The 15,175-nt window shown below is 51.9% G+C and carries 16 protein-coding genes; 8 read left to right on the top strand and 8 right to left on the bottom strand.

Going from position 1 to position 15,175, the window contains the following annotated elements; translation table 11 throughout:
• The first annotated feature begins 18 nt into the window (after nucleotides 1-18).
• Entirely contained in the window at nucleotides 19-2,079 is a 2,061-nt protein-coding gene (locus NIM72_RS00460; RefSeq protein WP_253417794.1) for a beta-galactosidase, read from the top strand.
• A gap of 446 nt (nucleotides 2,080-2,525) precedes the next feature.
• Nucleotides 2,526-2,840: a glucose PTS transporter subunit EIIB gene (locus tag NIM72_RS00455; protein WP_150015418.1), complete on the top strand. Its 315-nt coding sequence runs from the start codon at nucleotides 2,526-2,528 to the stop codon at nucleotides 2,838-2,840.
• Between the two features lie 106 nt (nucleotides 2,841-2,946).
• Here the strand turns inward: NIM72_RS00455 and NIM72_RS00450 are convergent, their stop codons facing one another.
• The gene (locus NIM72_RS00450) at nucleotides 2,947-4,209 is read right to left on the bottom strand and encodes a maltoporin (RefSeq protein ID WP_253417792.1); all 1,263 of its coding nucleotides are present in this window, start codon (nucleotides 4,207-4,209) and stop codon (nucleotides 2,947-2,949) included.
• 266 nt (nucleotides 4,210-4,475) lie between these two features.
• Here NIM72_RS00450 and NIM72_RS00445 point away from each other — a divergent pair, with 266 nt between their 5' ends.
• Both NIM72_RS00445 and NIM72_RS00440 read left to right on the top strand, forming a co-directional pair.
• The gene (locus tag NIM72_RS00445) at nucleotides 4,476-5,546 is read left to right on the top strand and encodes a LacI family DNA-binding transcriptional regulator (protein WP_161736920.1); all 1,071 of its coding nucleotides are present in this window, start codon (nucleotides 4,476-4,478) and stop codon (nucleotides 5,544-5,546) included.
• Nucleotides 5,547-5,730: 184 nt separating this feature from the next.
• The gene (locus NIM72_RS00440) at nucleotides 5,731-6,057 is read left to right on the top strand and encodes a hypothetical protein (protein ID WP_222925552.1); all 327 of its coding nucleotides are present in this window, start codon (nucleotides 5,731-5,733) and stop codon (nucleotides 6,055-6,057) included.
• Nucleotides 6,058-6,170: 113 nt separating this feature from the next.
• Here NIM72_RS00440 and NIM72_RS00435 read toward each other — a convergent pair whose 3' ends face one another.
• Nucleotides 6,171-6,944, bottom strand: a complete 774-nt coding sequence (locus tag NIM72_RS00435; RefSeq protein ID WP_161736918.1) for a hypothetical protein — start codon at nucleotides 6,942-6,944, stop codon at nucleotides 6,171-6,173.
• Nucleotides 6,945-7,703: 759 nt separating this feature from the next.
• On the opposite strand from NIM72_RS00435, the gene NIM72_RS00430 reads away from it, so the two are divergent.
• Nucleotides 7,704-8,951 (top strand): sensor domain-containing diguanylate cyclase, encoded by a 1,248-nt coding sequence (locus tag NIM72_RS00430; RefSeq protein ID WP_161736917.1) that lies wholly within the window; start codon nucleotides 7,704-7,706, stop codon nucleotides 8,949-8,951.
• 110 nt (nucleotides 8,952-9,061) lie between these two features.
• On the opposite strand, the gene NIM72_RS00425 is transcribed toward NIM72_RS00430, so the two are convergent.
• A complete protein-coding gene (locus tag NIM72_RS00425) occupies nucleotides 9,062-9,445 on the bottom strand; it encodes a helix-turn-helix domain-containing protein (protein WP_222925553.1) in 384 nt (127 codons plus the stop codon).
• A 98-nt stretch (nucleotides 9,446-9,543) separates the two neighbouring features.
• Between NIM72_RS00425 and NIM72_RS00420 the strand changes: the two genes are divergently transcribed.
• Nucleotides 9,544-10,272, top strand: a complete 729-nt coding sequence (locus NIM72_RS00420; RefSeq protein WP_222925554.1) for an SDR family NAD(P)-dependent oxidoreductase — start codon at nucleotides 9,544-9,546, stop codon at nucleotides 10,270-10,272.
• A gap of 241 nt (nucleotides 10,273-10,513) precedes the next feature.
• On the opposite strand, the gene NIM72_RS00415 is transcribed toward NIM72_RS00420, so the two are convergent.
• The 3 genes from NIM72_RS00415 to NIM72_RS00405 form a co-directional block, all read right to left on the bottom strand.
• Nucleotides 10,514-10,990 (bottom strand): glutathione peroxidase, encoded by a 477-nt coding sequence (locus NIM72_RS00415; protein WP_161736126.1) that lies wholly within the window; start codon nucleotides 10,988-10,990, stop codon nucleotides 10,514-10,516.
• A gap of 181 nt (nucleotides 10,991-11,171) precedes the next feature.
• Complete coding sequence (locus tag NIM72_RS00410; protein WP_253417790.1) at nucleotides 11,172-11,972, bottom strand: SDR family oxidoreductase; 801 nt, start codon at nucleotides 11,970-11,972, stop codon at nucleotides 11,172-11,174.
• Nucleotides 11,969-12,202 (bottom strand): hypothetical protein, encoded by a 234-nt coding sequence (locus NIM72_RS00405; RefSeq protein WP_253417782.1) that lies wholly within the window; start codon nucleotides 12,200-12,202, stop codon nucleotides 11,969-11,971. Before NIM72_RS00405 ends, NIM72_RS00410 begins: the two co-directional genes overlap by 4 nt.
• On the opposite strand from NIM72_RS00405, the gene NIM72_RS00400 reads away from it, so the two are divergent.
• Complete coding sequence (locus NIM72_RS00400; protein ID WP_253418313.1) at nucleotides 12,197-12,706, top strand: GNAT family N-acetyltransferase; 510 nt, start codon at nucleotides 12,197-12,199, stop codon at nucleotides 12,704-12,706. The two genes, NIM72_RS00405 and NIM72_RS00400, sit on opposite strands and share 6 nt — an antisense overlap.
• Nucleotides 12,707-12,709: 3 nt before the next feature.
• Here the strand turns inward: NIM72_RS00400 and NIM72_RS00395 are convergent, their stop codons facing one another.
• The gene (locus NIM72_RS00395; RefSeq protein ID WP_253417780.1) at nucleotides 12,710-13,183 is read right to left on the bottom strand and encodes an Lrp/AsnC family transcriptional regulator; all 474 of its coding nucleotides are present in this window, start codon (nucleotides 13,181-13,183) and stop codon (nucleotides 12,710-12,712) included.
• 479 nt (nucleotides 13,184-13,662) lie between these two features.
• Here NIM72_RS00395 and NIM72_RS00390 point away from each other — a divergent pair, with 479 nt between their 5' ends.
• Nucleotides 13,663-14,289, top strand: a complete 627-nt coding sequence (locus NIM72_RS00390; RefSeq protein WP_253417778.1) for a LysE family translocator — start codon at nucleotides 13,663-13,665, stop codon at nucleotides 14,287-14,289.
• Nucleotides 14,290-14,352: 63 nt separating this feature from the next.
• Here NIM72_RS00390 and NIM72_RS00385 read toward each other — a convergent pair whose 3' ends face one another.
• The gene (locus NIM72_RS00385) at nucleotides 14,353-14,823 is read right to left on the bottom strand and encodes a DUF1203 domain-containing protein (protein WP_253417776.1); all 471 of its coding nucleotides are present in this window, start codon (nucleotides 14,821-14,823) and stop codon (nucleotides 14,353-14,355) included.
• Nucleotides 14,824-15,175 lie beyond the last annotated feature (352 nt).

Here is a 15,175-nt window from a genome sequence, read left to right as displayed (position 1 = left end):
TTCCTCTGAGGACCAGGTATGAATAAATTTCCCCCGCTGAGCGCCCGGGTTAACCGGCTGCTGCATGGTGCTGACTACAATCCGGAACAGTGGGCGCACCAGCCGGGCATTATTGATGACGACGTCGCGATGATGAAGCAGGCGAACTGCAACGTGATGTCGGTGGGTATTTTCAGCTGGGCGAAGCTGGAGCCGGAAGAGGGGCGCTATGAGTTTGGCTGGCTGGATGAGGTGATCGATACGCTCTGGCTGCAGGGGATTTCCGTGTTTCTCGCCACACCGAGCGGGGCCAGGCCGGCCTGGATGTCGCAGGCGTATCCTGAGGTGTTGCGCGTGGGGCGCGATCGCGTACCTGCCCTGCACGGTGGCCGTCATAACCACTGTATGACCTCGCCGGTTTATCGCCAGAAAGTGCAGGCGATGAATAGCCGCCTGGCCGCGCGTTACGCGCATCATCCGGCGGTGGTCGGCTGGCATATCTCTAATGAGTATGGGGGCGAGTGTCATTGCGATCGCTGTCAGCAGGCCTTTCGCGGCTGGCTGCAGCGTCGTTATGAGACGCTGGAGAAGCTGAATCTCGCCTGGTGGAGTGACTTCTGGAGTCATACCTACACAGACTGGTCACAGATTGTGTCGCCTGCGCCGCAGGGCGAGATGTCGATTCATGGTCTGAATCTGGACTGGCGGCGATTTATGACCGATCAGGTGACTGACTTCTGTCGGGAGGAGATTAAGCCGCTGAAGCAGGCCAATCCCGATCTGCCCGCGACCACTAATTTCATGGAATATTTCTACGACTACGATTACTGGAAGCTGGCACCGGCGCTCGATTTTATCTCCTGGGATAGCTACCCGATGTGGCATAACGAGAAGGATGAGACCACGCTCGCCTGTTATACCGCGATGTACCACGATTTGATGCGCACACTGAAGCAGGGCAAGCCTTTCGTGTTGATGGAGTCGACGCCTGGCTCAACGAACTGGCAGCCGACCAGTAAACTGAAGAAGCCGGGGATGCATATTCTCTCTTCGCTGCAGGCAGTGGCGCATGGTGCGGACGCGGTGCAATATTTTCAGTGGCGCAAGAGTCGGGGATCGGTCGAGAAGTTTCACGGCGCGGTGGTTGATCATGTCGGCCATATTGATACGCGAACAGGGCGTGAAGTGAGTGAGCTGGGCCGGATGCTGGCGGCCATGACGCCGGTAATGGGCAGTCGGGTTGAGGCGCGCGTCGCGATTATTTTCGACTGGGAGAGTCGCTGGGCAATGGATAACGCGCAGGGCCCACGCAATCTTGGTCTGCACTATGAGCGTACGGTAAACGAGCACTACCGCGCGTTCTGGGAGCAGGGTGTTGCGGTAGATGTGATTAACGGCGACAGCGATCTCAGCGGTTACGATCTGGTGATAGCGCCAATGCTGTATATGGTACGCGACGGTTTTGCGGCGCGGGTTGAGCAGCATGTTGAGCGGGGCGGGCATTTCGTGGCCAGTTACTGGAGCGGCATCGTGAATGAGAGCGATCTCTGTTATCTGGGAGGATTCCCTGGGCCGTTGCGGCCGCTGCTCGGCATCTGGTCAGAAGAGATCGATAGTCTGACCGATGAGGAGTTTAACGGCGTGCGCGGGGTGCGCGGCAATGAGCTGGGTCTGAGCGGGCCATATCAGGCGCGGGAGCTTTGCGAGCATATTCATCTCGAAGGGGCCACGGCGCTGGCCAGTTACGAGAGTGATTTTTATGCCGGAACCCCGGCGGTGACGGTGAATCGGGTTGGTCAGGGTAAAGCCTGGTATATTGCGTCACGTAATGATCTGCCGTTCCATCGGGATTTTTATGGTGCACTCATTAAGCAGCTTGGGTTACCGCGTGCGCTGGCGACTGAGCTGCCGCCAGGCGTTGTCGTTCAGCGGCGAACTGATGGTGAACAGGCATTTCTGTTTGTGCAGAACTTTACCGGTCAGACGCAGCAGGTCTCGTTGCCTGTCGGGGTGAGTGATTTGATTGATGGCTCGGGTGTGGGGGAATTGCTGACGCTTGGGCCATGGGGATGTCGGGTTCTGAGTGGGCCAATGGAGTAGGGGGGGAGTACAGGCTCAGGAGTTAATTCATTGGCGATTGCTGGCAGTCTGAGCACTGGCTCAGGGGGCATATGCCTTCCGTAAAGACGCTAAAGACGGCATCCATGTCCGCTCAGCAGGGGCAATTACGCATCTCATCCCTGAGGTGCGCCCGTTAGCGGGCCAACGCATCGCGTTGTTCAAAAACGCTTCCGGCGTTTTTATCCGGGCGGTGTGATGCTTTGCTACAGGCATATGCCCCCATCGCTTATGGATTGGGAGCTGTCTGTTGGAAGGTCTGCATATAACTGTTGATATAGAGCAGGTTTTAAGAGGCTGATTGCAGGATAGGCGCAGGAAGCGTGTATATTCTGTGAGCAGCCCCAGGCATTCTGCCCCGCGTTTTCGTTTATCACTCGTGAGTGGCGGGCAGTTGCCCGCCTTTTTATTATCTGAAGGAGAACCACATGTTGAGTCTCAAATCGTTTAAGCAATATTTCAGTCGGCAGCCGCTGACGGTGGAAGAGCTTGAGGTAGACAGCGCGCTACTGGAGCGTCTGGTCAACTGTTTTGGCGGACGTGACAATATTCAGCAGGTGGATGCCTGTTTAACCCGGCTGCGGGTGAAGGTGACATCGCTGAAAGCGGTGGATACGGCGGGATTGCAGAAGGCGGGGGCGATTGGCGTGGTGATTCTGGGGCATGAGGTGCATGCGATCTTTGGTAAGCAGTCCGACCAGCTGCGTCAGCTGCTGGAAGAACGTTTCTTTAAACCGGAGTAACAGACGCCCGAGAAATATGAATAAAAAAATGGATAACCGTCGCCGGTTATCCAAATAAGCCCCTGCATAAGAGCTCAATAATGATCACAATGAGGAGATTGCGCGGTTACCACCAGGCTTCAACCTGTACGCCGAAGTTCCAGGTGTTATTACTGGTGTTGTCTTTGAAGCTGTGTCCATCCTCTGAGTCATTCAGGTAAGAGGCAAACAGTCGAAGTTCCGGACGAGACATAAATTCGGGACCGGCTGCCAGACCCAGCGCCAGCGTATATTTCTGTCCTGCCGCTTTATAGTCGCTGCCCACTTTGTTTTCATCTTTCTGCCAGAAGCTACCGACTTCACCGATGCCGCGGACATACTGCGTAAACTGATACTGACCACGCCCTACCAGCGACAGCAGGGTACTTTTGCGGGTCTGTGCGGTGACATCGTCCGCCGATCCCCAGGTAAAGACCTGATTCAGTGAGAACTTGTCGGTGATCGGAAGCAGACCGGTGTTAATCACGCGGTAGCCGGTGGCGTTTTGAGTATCATTCCACATGTCATACCAGCCGCCGCCCTGCGAAATCATGTTCTGCGCCAGACCTTTGTTGGCGTACTGGAACACCAGCTTCTGGTAGCCGCCCCACATGTCCTGACTGATTTCACTGGTGAGCATGACGCCGTTATCTGCGTCATACAGGCCACCATATTCTTTCTGTTTGTTGGTGGTGTTTGGCATGGCGTAATCAATACCAAATTCGGTCCAGGCGCCGTTCCAGGGTTTCCAGCCGGCATAGCGAAGATCGAGGTAGTTGATGTTGACGTCGTTGTCGCCATCGACGCGGTAATCCACGTCATTCGCATCGCCACGAATCCAGGCAAAGGAGATCGCGCCCGGACCCAGCGTGTAGTTTTCGATACCGGCACCTGAACCCGAGATGTTCCAGTACTTGGTATCAATGATGTGCAGATCGTGACGCTGGTAGTAGCGTTTACCGCCCCAGATCACCGCATCTTTATCACCCGGCACCAGTCCTTTGATCTGCAGGTTGAGCTGACGCAGGCCAAATTGCGCATCGTCGCCGAAGGTAGTTTCGTTATCGTTTGAGCCGTCGGAGAACATACTGACCATGGTGTCGACGTAAAAACTGACGTCATCCTTTTTGTAGACTTCGCTGCCCAGCTCAACCTCGCCATAAGTGTCGGCTTCATTGCCGAGACGGCCAACCTTGTTCTTTTGATACTCTTCAATACCGCCATCCTGTGATACGCCAACGCCACCACGCAGATAGCCATGGAAATCGATGTTGTCAATGGCGGCATAGAGCGTCGGGGAGGTCAGGGCCGCAGCAAGCGCCACAGCAGCAGTTCGTAACCTTGTTTCCATGTTATCCTCAGTTTTTATTTGTAATACGTTCACATGACAGCGGCAGTAAACGCTTTTTGTCAGATGAGTGACAAACAAAATCGCGATAATGTGTGATTTACTGCAAATAAAGTGGCGGAATCTGTAACGATTAGTGAATCAGATCACCAAATTTTACGATGTGAAGGTATTACTTTTATTTTTTATTCGCGCAATGTGACTGCGGTAGTCTGGCTGACATCAGGGCTGTGATAACATTCCGCCATCGGTAATCAGGGATGCGAATTATGAAATCAAAAAATGCCACCTTAGAGGATGTCGCCCGTCATGCTGGCGTGTCGTATCAGACGGTATCAAGGGTTCTGAATAAGTCGGCAAACGTCTCGGAGTCAACGCGGCGCAAGGTGGAACACGCAATTGAAACCCTGCGCTACGTACCCAACCGCCTGGCTCAGCAGCTGGTGGGCAAGCAGAGTACAACTCTGGGTCTGGTAACGACTTCGCTGGCGTTGCATGCGCCCTCACAGGTGGCCGCTGCGGTTAAACGTTATGCGAATGCTGCGGACTACCAGGTGCTGATCGCCATGATTGATGAGAACGTCAATCAAAGTCTGCAGGATTGCATCAATGAACTTAAATCTCAGCGGGTGGATAAAGTGATCATCAATGTCCCGCTGGAGAGCAGCGCTGCTGAGCAGGTCGTGCAGGAGAACGACGATATTCTCTGTCTGTTCCTTGATGTTGATCCCTACAGCGCAGTGTTTAACGTTTCGTTTAACCCGGCTGACGGCACCCGCGCCAGCGTCAAATACCTCTATGAGCAGGGGCATCGCGAGTTTGCCCTGCTGGCGGGTCCTGAGCAGTCGGTCTCCGCCAATCTGCGGTTAAAGAGCTGGCTCGACACGCTGGAAAGCTACCGTCTGAGGCCGGTCAGCATCAGCCACGGTAACTGGGATGCGCAGAGTGGTTACAATGGCGTGCTGCAACTGCTGCGTGAAGCGCCAGAGTTCAGTGCACTGCTGGTGGGCAACGATCAGATGGCGCTGGGTGTGCTGAGTGCGCTGCATCAGCGTGGTGTGGCCGTGCCTGGGCAGATTTCGGTGATTGGCTACGATGACACTTATGAAAGTGCCTTTTTCCATCCGTCGCTGACCACGGTGTCGCTGGATCTCGATTTGCAGGGCAAAGAGGCGGTTGCCCGTCTGTTGCTGGCCAGTGAGCAGGACGAGCAGCGTTCCTCCTCGATTCTGCCGGCAAAGCTGGTGGTGCGCAGCTCGACCGGTATCGCCGGACAGCAGCAGCGTGATTTAAAGCAGATTGCGGAACAACTGCGGCTGATTGCCAGCCGGCTTGAGTAGCGGGGAGCCAGGCAAAGATAAAAAAGCATAACAACACCTCGCTGCTATGCTCAGATCAGGATAACGTTTCTGAATGTCAGAAAAATTACCCATTGCCTGAGCTGGTCGGTAAACGGGCATTCTTACTACCTGTAAGCCAGCCGGCATGCTCAGCCCGATTCCTCTACATCCAGGATGTGACACTATGCTGTGGCTTGAACAGGGACTTTACCTCAGGATCGAAGAGTTAGCGCATGGCCCCAGGCCGCTGCCGCTTTCCAGTGGCTTTACCCCGCAGACCGCTTATCGCGCACTGGGCTGCTTTAACCCCTCTGAAACCTCAGATGCTTACTACATTCTTTCAAATGACCGTGACGAAATCTGGTTTATCTGCAACCGGCATCTGAGAACCGTTTTTCTTGATGCCAGCAATACAGCATTTCGGGTGAAAATGCAGGAGCCAGTAGAAAGTCTGCCCGTCCTCTCTGCTGCGCATGAAGGGCTTATCGTCTCGCTGGAGCGGCCAGCCTGAATTTAACAACCTGCACGGACGATGACAGATCAGATAAAAAATAGCCGCCATCACTGGCGGCCCTGACCAGGTTTAAAAAGAAGCGTTACCTTTAATTCTTCCGGTCGTGCTTTTTAATTCGCGGGGGCGGTCTTCATTGCCGCGCGCTGTGGCAGCACCACCAGAAAAGCGATGATGATCAGTGCCAGCGTCAGCGAGGCGCCATAGCGACTCAGCGCCAGTCCGCCTGAAGCAAGGGGTTTGTCCAGGAAGTCACCGACAACGGCACCCAGTGGCCGGGTCAGGATAAAGGCTGCCCAGAACAGCGCGGTGCGTGAAAGGGAAGTAAAGCGACTTGCCGCCCAGATGATCGCCAGCGCGCCAACAAACAGCAGGATCCCGCCATCGTAACCCAGCCCTTCGCTGTCTGCCGTCCAGTCACCCAATGCTGTTCCCAGTGTCTGAGAAAACATAATGGTGACCCAGTAAAAACTCTCAGTAACAGCGTTGTTTACCGAACTCACTGCGACCGTTCCACAGGTCATTTTCCAGAGAAAAAGAGAGAGGATCAGCAGAGTGCTCAGCAGCAGCGTACCGCCCAGATAACCCATGTTCAGTGAGCGATCGGCAAAGTCCGCCATCGTTGTACCGACAGTGGTCGTCGCCACGACGGTGAACCAGTAGATCCATTTGTTGAAGCTGGTGCGATTGATCTGCACTACGACAGCGACCAGAAAGATGATGGCGAAAATCAGTGTTCCGGTCAGGTAACCGAGATTCATCGACATCGTCACCGCATCGCCGCCGGTTTCACCCAGGGTGGTTGCAGCGATTTTAGTCAACCAGAAAGCCGCGGTAACGGCCGGAACTTTACTCAGAGCGTGAGAAGCTGTGTTGTTATTTTGCATAGGGTGATTCTCCGGATAAGCCCTGCATGGGCTAATACAGCGGAGATGTTATAGGATTAATCTTAAGGAAAGATTAAGCTGCACAAGAGGTGAGAGAAATTTTCGACCGGCTTTTTACTGCTGCCTTGAGGATGGAAATGCGCCACGATAAGCAGTTTTTAAAGGCCAGGTGCTATTATGATTCTGTATTAAAAGATTTTTTATACGTCTTGCGGGGTGTTAAATCCTCACTGCCCTGAAGGGCTTTTCAGAATGGCTCAGATGGCTCTTTCTGACAGCACATTATCTGCGAGTAAAAAAATTAACAAATTGTGAAGCGCAATTAATTGTCAGCAGCTTAGTCTTTGTCAGTCTGGCTATCAGTCCCTCCGCCATTCAGCCAGCCGGAATGACATGACTGAGTGACGCCCCAAAACCCGCAGGGATTTACTGTCGGAACAATGTTCTGCCGGTTCCAGGGTTCACAGCCATCAGACAACAAGCCGTGATTAAAGATTATGTCCCGATGAGCCGATATACACAGACTCATACTTCTGACACTGCAACCTGACAGCTTTACGTAATGCCACAGGAGAAGGCACCTCAGAAACTGCTGCCGGTAAGGCCTCAGTTTCCACCAGCATTTATCACGGCCCGCAATACTGAACCCTTATCCATAGCCTCCCTCAGCTACAGGCAGGCATTAACGGTTATAATCAGGTCTGTAGCGACGTGTATTGAACTTATTTAACATCGTCAGCAACGTCGGAGTCGGCCACCATGAATCCAATGATCAAACCTTCTTTTACCGCTGTTTGGTCTACGGATGCTCAGGGGATCTGCATCGCCAGTCAGGAAAGTCCTGCGGGTCTGATACCTGAGCTTAAAGGCGTGACGCTGAGTTCATGGCTGAGACTGGCGCAGGCTGACGACGATGCAAAGATCGCACTGCAACTGACTGCAGCCCTGGAATTGCTGAGGCCTTTCCATATTGAAGTGCCGATTCATTGTCTGGATGGCAGGACGCGTCGGGTTCTTGTTTCCGGCCTGCCGGATTGCCAGCCTGGCACCTCCCATCTGCAATACAACGGCTTTATTCTGGATGTGACCGGGCAGCGTAAAGCGCTGGAAGATGCACTGCGCACGGCGGCGGAATATCGTCTTCTGATTGAAAACAGTACCGATCTGATCGCCCATTGCGACGCGGAGGGCAGATACGTATCAATTTCTCCCTCTTACAGCGAAATCATAGGCTGGACAACCGAAGAGGTTGTGGGGCAACTGGTCGTGGATTTCCTGCACCCCGATGACCGCGAGTTAGCTACCGAAGCGCTGGGATGCATCTTCAGCGGCGGGGTACTGCCGGATGTCGTTGAGGTGCGTAAACTGCATCGCGACGGCCATTACATCTCACTGGGTACCAAAGCCTGTGGCGTCATCAATCCCAGTTCAGGAAAAAATATTGGTGCCGTGCTGGTGTCGCGCGACATCACGCGGGACAAAGAACGGATGCGTAATCTTGAGAGGCTGGCAACCCTGGACACGCTGACCGGGCTGCACAATCGTGCCTGGATTAACGAGAAGGTGGGATTCATGCTGGCGCAGGCAGACGATCAGGCCTACACCACAGTGATGTTTATCGATTTGAATGGCTTCAAGGCGGTGAACGATCTGATGGGTCATGCAACAGGCGATGCCCTGCTGCAGCAGGTCAGTGAACGGTTGCAGCACTGTATGCGTCCGGGCGACTCCGTTGCCCGACTGGGTGGTGATGAGTTTGTTGTGGCTGCTAAATGCAGCAATCACGAGGCCGCGTCAGCTATTGCCCTGCGGATTATTGACAGTCTGCATGCACCTTTCGCCATCAATAGCATGGATGTACGCATCGGCGCAGCGATTGGTATCAGCCTTGCCCGCTTCGGGACAGCAACAGCTAAAATGTTATTCGAGAATGCAGATAAGGCGATGTATCAGGCTAAAGCACGACGTGATGGTTCTTATCAGTTTTTTGAGCCAGCAGCGGAGTAGCCGTTGTATATGATGGCGCGTCTCCGCTTCCACTCCTTAAGTGGTTATCCTGCACTTATCTGCGCATCACCCTACGCTATCAACATGCAGGAACGTCGCTCAGGCTAAGTTCATGCAGATTCTTCGCTATCCCGCCCTTCATCATAATCCACCTGCGCCTGCTCCATGGCACCTCCATGTTGCTTTGCCCAGTTCACCAGCGCGACGAAAGGATCCTGCAATGTCCGGCCCAGCGGCGTAATCGCATATTCGACCGCCACTGGCGATGAAGCAATCACACGGCGGCTTACCAGTCCGTTGCGTTCCAGCCGGCGTAAGGCCTCTGTCAGAGATTTATGGGTGATGGGGTCGAGCCTGCGTTTGATGGCATTAAAACGTGAGGGCTGAGAGCATAATACAGTCAGGATTAAGACCGACCACTTATTCGCTACCTGTTCCAGGACAGGGCGCGTGCTGTTGATCTCGGCCAGTAGCTGGGTAATATCAGTTGCCATGAGGTTTCCTTTAGGATATCTGGTGTACATCAGGTGCGTAATTGACACTAAATATAATAAATATACCATCAGGTGTCTAACCTCTATCCGGAGTCGCAATGATGAAACTGAGTGGAAAAATCGCCCTTGTCACCGGGGGTAATAGCGGTATCGGTCTTGCTGTCGCTCGCCGTTTTGCAGAGGAAGGTGCACGCGTTTTTATCATCGGCCGACGGGAAGCGCAGCTGGCTGAGGCAGTCGCACTGATCGGCGGTCAGGTCGAGGCCATCCAGGGCGATATCACCCGCTCAAATGACCTTGCGCGTCTGTTCGAAACCCTGGGCACCAGAGCGGGTCGCCTTGATATCCTCGTCAACGCTTCAGGTGTGTCAGAACCGGCCAGCCTGGAAGAGACCACGGAAGAACACATCGATCGCGCTTTTAATCTGAATGTGCGAGCCATGGTGCTGACGGTGCAGCACGCAGTGCGGCTGATGGGCGAGGGCAGCAGTGTCGTGCTGGTGGGTTCCGTTGCGGGCGCGATAGCGAATCCCGGTTATGGCAGCTATTCCGCCAGCAAGGCCGCGGTACGGTCTTATGCCCGCACCTGGAATAGTGAGCTGGCACCGCGCGGCATCAGGGTCAACACGCTGAGTCCTGGTCCGACCAATACCCCGATGTTTGACCGGGCCAGCGATGAAGTCAGGCAGACGCTGACCGCCCGGATCCCGGCAAAGCGGCTGGGAAATCCTGAGGAGGTGGCGGCTGCGGCACTGTTCCTGGCTTCAGATGAAAGCAGCTATATCAGTGGCACCGAGCTGGTGATTGATGGCGGGATGATTGCATAAAATACCCTTGAGAGCGTCACGGGTTATCGTGCCTGTGACGCCATTCTGACCATCAGCAAAATCACTTTGCCCATTGAAGCTTTCGCAGGTATCAGGTTGCGAAGCGAGTAAAGGCTGAGTATTCGCTGATATCGGCAGATAAGTTCCAAATTGACAAGAGCACAAAGAATAATAAATGTCGGGCTCTGAACATCGTTAATTTCATCTTCTACATTAATGGCCCATCCCCACTCTCACCCTCTTAAAGTGCAGCCAGAATGGCAGCTTCCATTTTTTCCGGCGTAGTGGTCGGGGCAAATCGTTTGATGGGTTTGCCATCACGCCCAATCAGGAACTTAGTGAAGTTCCATTTAATACGGCCACCCAGCACGCCGGGTAATTCTTCTTTCAGGTAACGGAAAATCGGGTGCGTTCCGGTGCCGTTAACGTCTACTTTTCCTGACATAGGAAAACTCACACCATAGTTGATGTGGCATGTCTGCGCGATGTCATCGGCACTACCCGGTTCCTGTTTACCGAACTGGTTACAGGGAAAACCGAGTATCACCAGGCCCTGAGCGGCATACTTTTTGTAGAGTGTTTCAAGCCCTGCATATTGTGGCGTGAATCCACAATGACTGGCGGTATTCACCACCAGAACCACCTTGCCAGCATAGTCGGCCATCGGGATTGGCTGACCATTCAGGCTGGTGGCAGAGAGTTGATAAAAGGGAGACATGATGCAATCCTCAGAGCGGAACCTGTTGTCCGTCAACATTAGCACAGTGCGGATAACGGCGTTGGATCACGAGATTGAGTGTCTGGTTCGATATCTGCGGCGCGAGCAATCGCTGAATGCACCTGGCGGGAAGAGCAGCACTCTTACCGCCAGGTAGTTAATATCATTCCAGACACATCACTTAACCATTATCGCGAAATCCGGGATAAAGACTCATCCCACCATCGATAAACAGTGTAGTGCCATGAACATAGTCGGAAAGATCACTGGCCAGCCAGACCACTGCATTCGCCACATCTTCCGCCTCACCGATACGCCCATAAGGGATAAGTTTTAACAACGCTTTACCCGCTTCGCCCTGGGTCGCTTCTTCGTTAATGGCAGTCGCGATAGCGCCGGGTGCGACTGAGTTTACGCGTATGCGATCTTCGCCTACTTCCTGTGCCAGGCTTTTCATCAGCAAATCAACTCCGCCTTTTGAGGCGGCGTAATTAACATGTCCGGCCCAGGGAATGAGCTGATGAACCGAGCTCATATGAATGATCTTACCTACAGCCCGACTGATCTCCGGGCGGTGCTCCTGGTCACGAAACTGACGCAGCGCAGCCCGTGCGCAAAGGAACTGCCCGGTCAGGTTCACGTCCAGAACGGTATTCCAGTCTGCAAGCGACATCTCAATGGAAGGCGCATCTTTCTGCAGCCCTGAGTTAGCCACCAGGATATCCAGCCTGCCGAATTCAGCAATCGTCTGGGCAAAGAGATTTTCTACATCAGCCTCTTTTGATACGTCTCCCTTTACTGCAATGGCGCGTCCACCGTCTGCACGGATTTTTTCAACCAGCTCTTCGGCAGGTTCCGCCTGGCTATGGTAGTTAACCACCACACCGGCACCTGCTTTGGCAAGTGCTTCTGCGCAGGCATAGCCGAGACCTGAGCTAGCGCCGGTAACCAGTGCAACCTGATTTTCGAGTGATAAGATCATGTGGCTTCCTTAATTCTGTAAATGATGAGCTTGTTAAATCCGGCGGGCTTCATCATGGCATTGAAAATCGAGGTATCGCTGACACCACGATTTTCAGACACCCATACGATGAGAGAGCTGGTGGCCGGATCGCGCGCATGGGCCTGGGACACTGAATTATAGATGCGAAGTGCGGGGTTGGTTGATGTTGTGGTCGGTATCGGGATTGGCGGAAAATGACCGTGATGCATTTGGGTTCATCTCCTTTTATCCTGACTGTAATCATCAAAAAGGGTATCAGCATGATAACGGTCGAAAAAGCAGATCCTCGCTCAGCAGAGTCACAACTTCTGGTAAGTAAACTGTCAGCTAAGCTTGCGGCGATTACTGGTGATGGCGGCAACAGTAACTTCACCATGGACTCTTTGAATGATATGAGATCGCTTTGGGTAATTGCCAGAAACGACAAGGGCAGAGCAGTAGGGTGTGGCGCAATCAGACCGTTAACCGGAAATATTGCCGAACTCAAAAGGATGTTCTCAGATCGTAGTTCCCCGGCTATTGGTGGTGCTTTGCTCACTTTCCTGGAAAACGCTGCCCTTAGTGTGGGTTATAGCCAAATCTGGCTTGAAACGCGTTCTGTTAACCATAAGGCTGTAAATTTTTATCTGAGAAAGGGTTATGAACGGATTGATAATTATGGACCCTACATTAATCGCAAAGAGGCGGTGTGCTTTGCGAAAATCCTGAAATGATATTTATTCAGGGGTTTTCTTAATCGGATAAGTGACGAGTGGTTTGATTTCTTTAAGCACAAACATGCTCTGCATTTCTTTGATGCCTGGCAATCTGCGTACCACTGACATGGCAAAATCAGCATAAGAGTCCAGATCTGATGCCACAACCTGTAGCAGAAAGTCGGCATCCCCTCCGATGCTATAACAGGCAACCACATCCTCCAGCGCGGTCACTTCTTCTTCAAATTTTCTGGCCTCCGCCTCACTATGACTGTCAATGACGACCCGAATGAAAACCATCACATCCAGACCAATTTTTTTGCGATCAAGAACCGCACGGTAGCCCTGAATAACTTCATCTTCTTCGAGCTTGCGGACCTTGCGCCAGCAGGGAGAAGCTGAAAGGTTTATTTTCTCTGCCAGTACCTGGTTAGTGACGCGAGCATCATCCTGTAAAATTTTAAGGATTTTCATATCTGTCAGGCTAAGGGCCATATAAGGAAATTCCTTTCTTTTCATGAGCATTAAAGGGTTGTTTTTACCTTAAAAGCGGCATTTAGTAATTGATATAGGTAACAATTTTCCGCATCATTTCTGCATAATAAATTCACTATCTAAACAGTTATTACACACAGTTTTGGGGGGGATATGAATCTGCATTTAATCTGTTTTGGCATTTTTATTTTAAATGGCGCATGGGATACGCCATATTTCTCAGGCACCCATGCAGATTGAGTCATGTGCATCCCGCAGTGTTACATCGATAAAATAACGGACGGTGCATGGCAGTTAATATCATTAAAACAGGCAAGCTTAATAATGGAGCCAGATACGCGCACCACGGGCAAAAAAGGATTAAAAAAAACAACTAAGGCTATTACTGCCTGAGTTACTCCGTTTTCACTCAGGCCAGATATGTTTAAGACATTATATCAAACCGATCTTCCTGAAATTGGATACTAAAAGGAATCATCATGTCAGATGCCGCTCAGATAATAGCTTATACGGCTGCGCTCGGTTTAGCTGCCGTAATTCCGGGTCCGGGTATGACTGCATTAGTCGCTCGCAGTGTAAGTGGTAGGGCGGTGACGGGCTTTACGATGCTGGCCGGCCTTATTCTCGGAGACTTAATCTATTTATCTATAGCGGTATTTGGGCTGGCGGTGATCGCTCATACCTATACTTCTCTCTTCGCTCTGATTAACTGGGCTGCATCACTCTATCTATGTATGCTGGCATGGAAATTCTGGTGTCACCAGCCTCAGACTATAAACATTGCCCGGAAAGCGACAAAACGAGAACTGGCTTCAGCCTGGTTTTCAGGGCTGACCATCACGCTGGGAAATCCTAAAACCATCGCTTTTTATCTGGCAATATTGCCTCTGGTAATCTCTCGGGATAATGCATCATTGAAGATGTGGGGAGGAATTCTGGTACCGCTAACCGTGATTGTCCTTTTGGGTGTAGGCGCGGTTTTTATACTTGCTGCGCTCAGAATACGCCACCTTCTCACCAGTGAAAAAGCGCAACGACGCATTTTCCGTGCAGCCGGATTCATTATGATGCTGGCCGCAGTCGGCATGGTGATAAAGACTTTGTAAAAGCCAGCACCTCAGGGCCAGAAGAGGATTCTGCAACACATCAGATACATCTGAGTTGACTCGTCATTCACAACGCTCAGCACAACATAAATAGCATCCTTGTTTCGCATTATGTATCTGGATATAACTCACCTGTGAATCGCTAAACAAAAGGCCTATGAGGTTTTCAGCAAGTTTCCCTTCAGCTATGTCTGCCACTATTAAAAAATGTTCCTTGTTAAAGGCCCGCAGTGACAGAATTCTGCTTTGCATCACTTCGGGTAAGGCATTCAGGTAAATGCCTTGTCGGGTGCATCCCTCCCAGACATAAATCGCATGAGTGCCAAAAAAGGGGGAGTCTGCAGGCTGATAGATGTGATTGATCAGCAAAGCGGTTTCACCGACGGGGATATCACACAATGAGATACGGTCAGGATAACCCGGATAGCACTCTACCGTTTGTCGTATAGCATTATGATTTTTCAGATAGCTTTCGCTTTGTCCAAAAAGATGAGCAAACGGCTCGGCTTTCAGGCCGGAGATTTTGTATTTCATAATGACCCCTGTGGTTTCCATCGTTACACCGCGAGTCATTACGTTATCGAATAGCCTGGGGCAAAACTCGCCGTTTTCGGTCCGGGGAATCAGTGACATAAACCGTTGGTCGTCGCACGTGTTGCAATCATTAGCCACTGAACCTCAAAACATCCTATTTTTTCTCCTCCATACCTGTTCTCTGATTGGTACCTCGGAAAAAGATCGCTGAATCCGACCCGTTAACGACATGCCCATCACATAAACGAAAACAGATGAATACTTTTTTGTGACAACTAACACAACCTGATTACATCGTCAGGCAGGGGTAAGATTTTATCGTGATAATAGTTTTACTCAGTACATTACTGTT

This window comes from Pantoea sp. B550, from assembly GCF_024158165.1.
GTDB lineage: Bacteria > Pseudomonadota > Gammaproteobacteria > Enterobacterales > Enterobacteriaceae > Pantoea > Pantoea alfalfae.
Note: the sequence above shows the minus strand (reverse complement) of the source record. Positions and strands in the feature narration are given on the sequence as shown.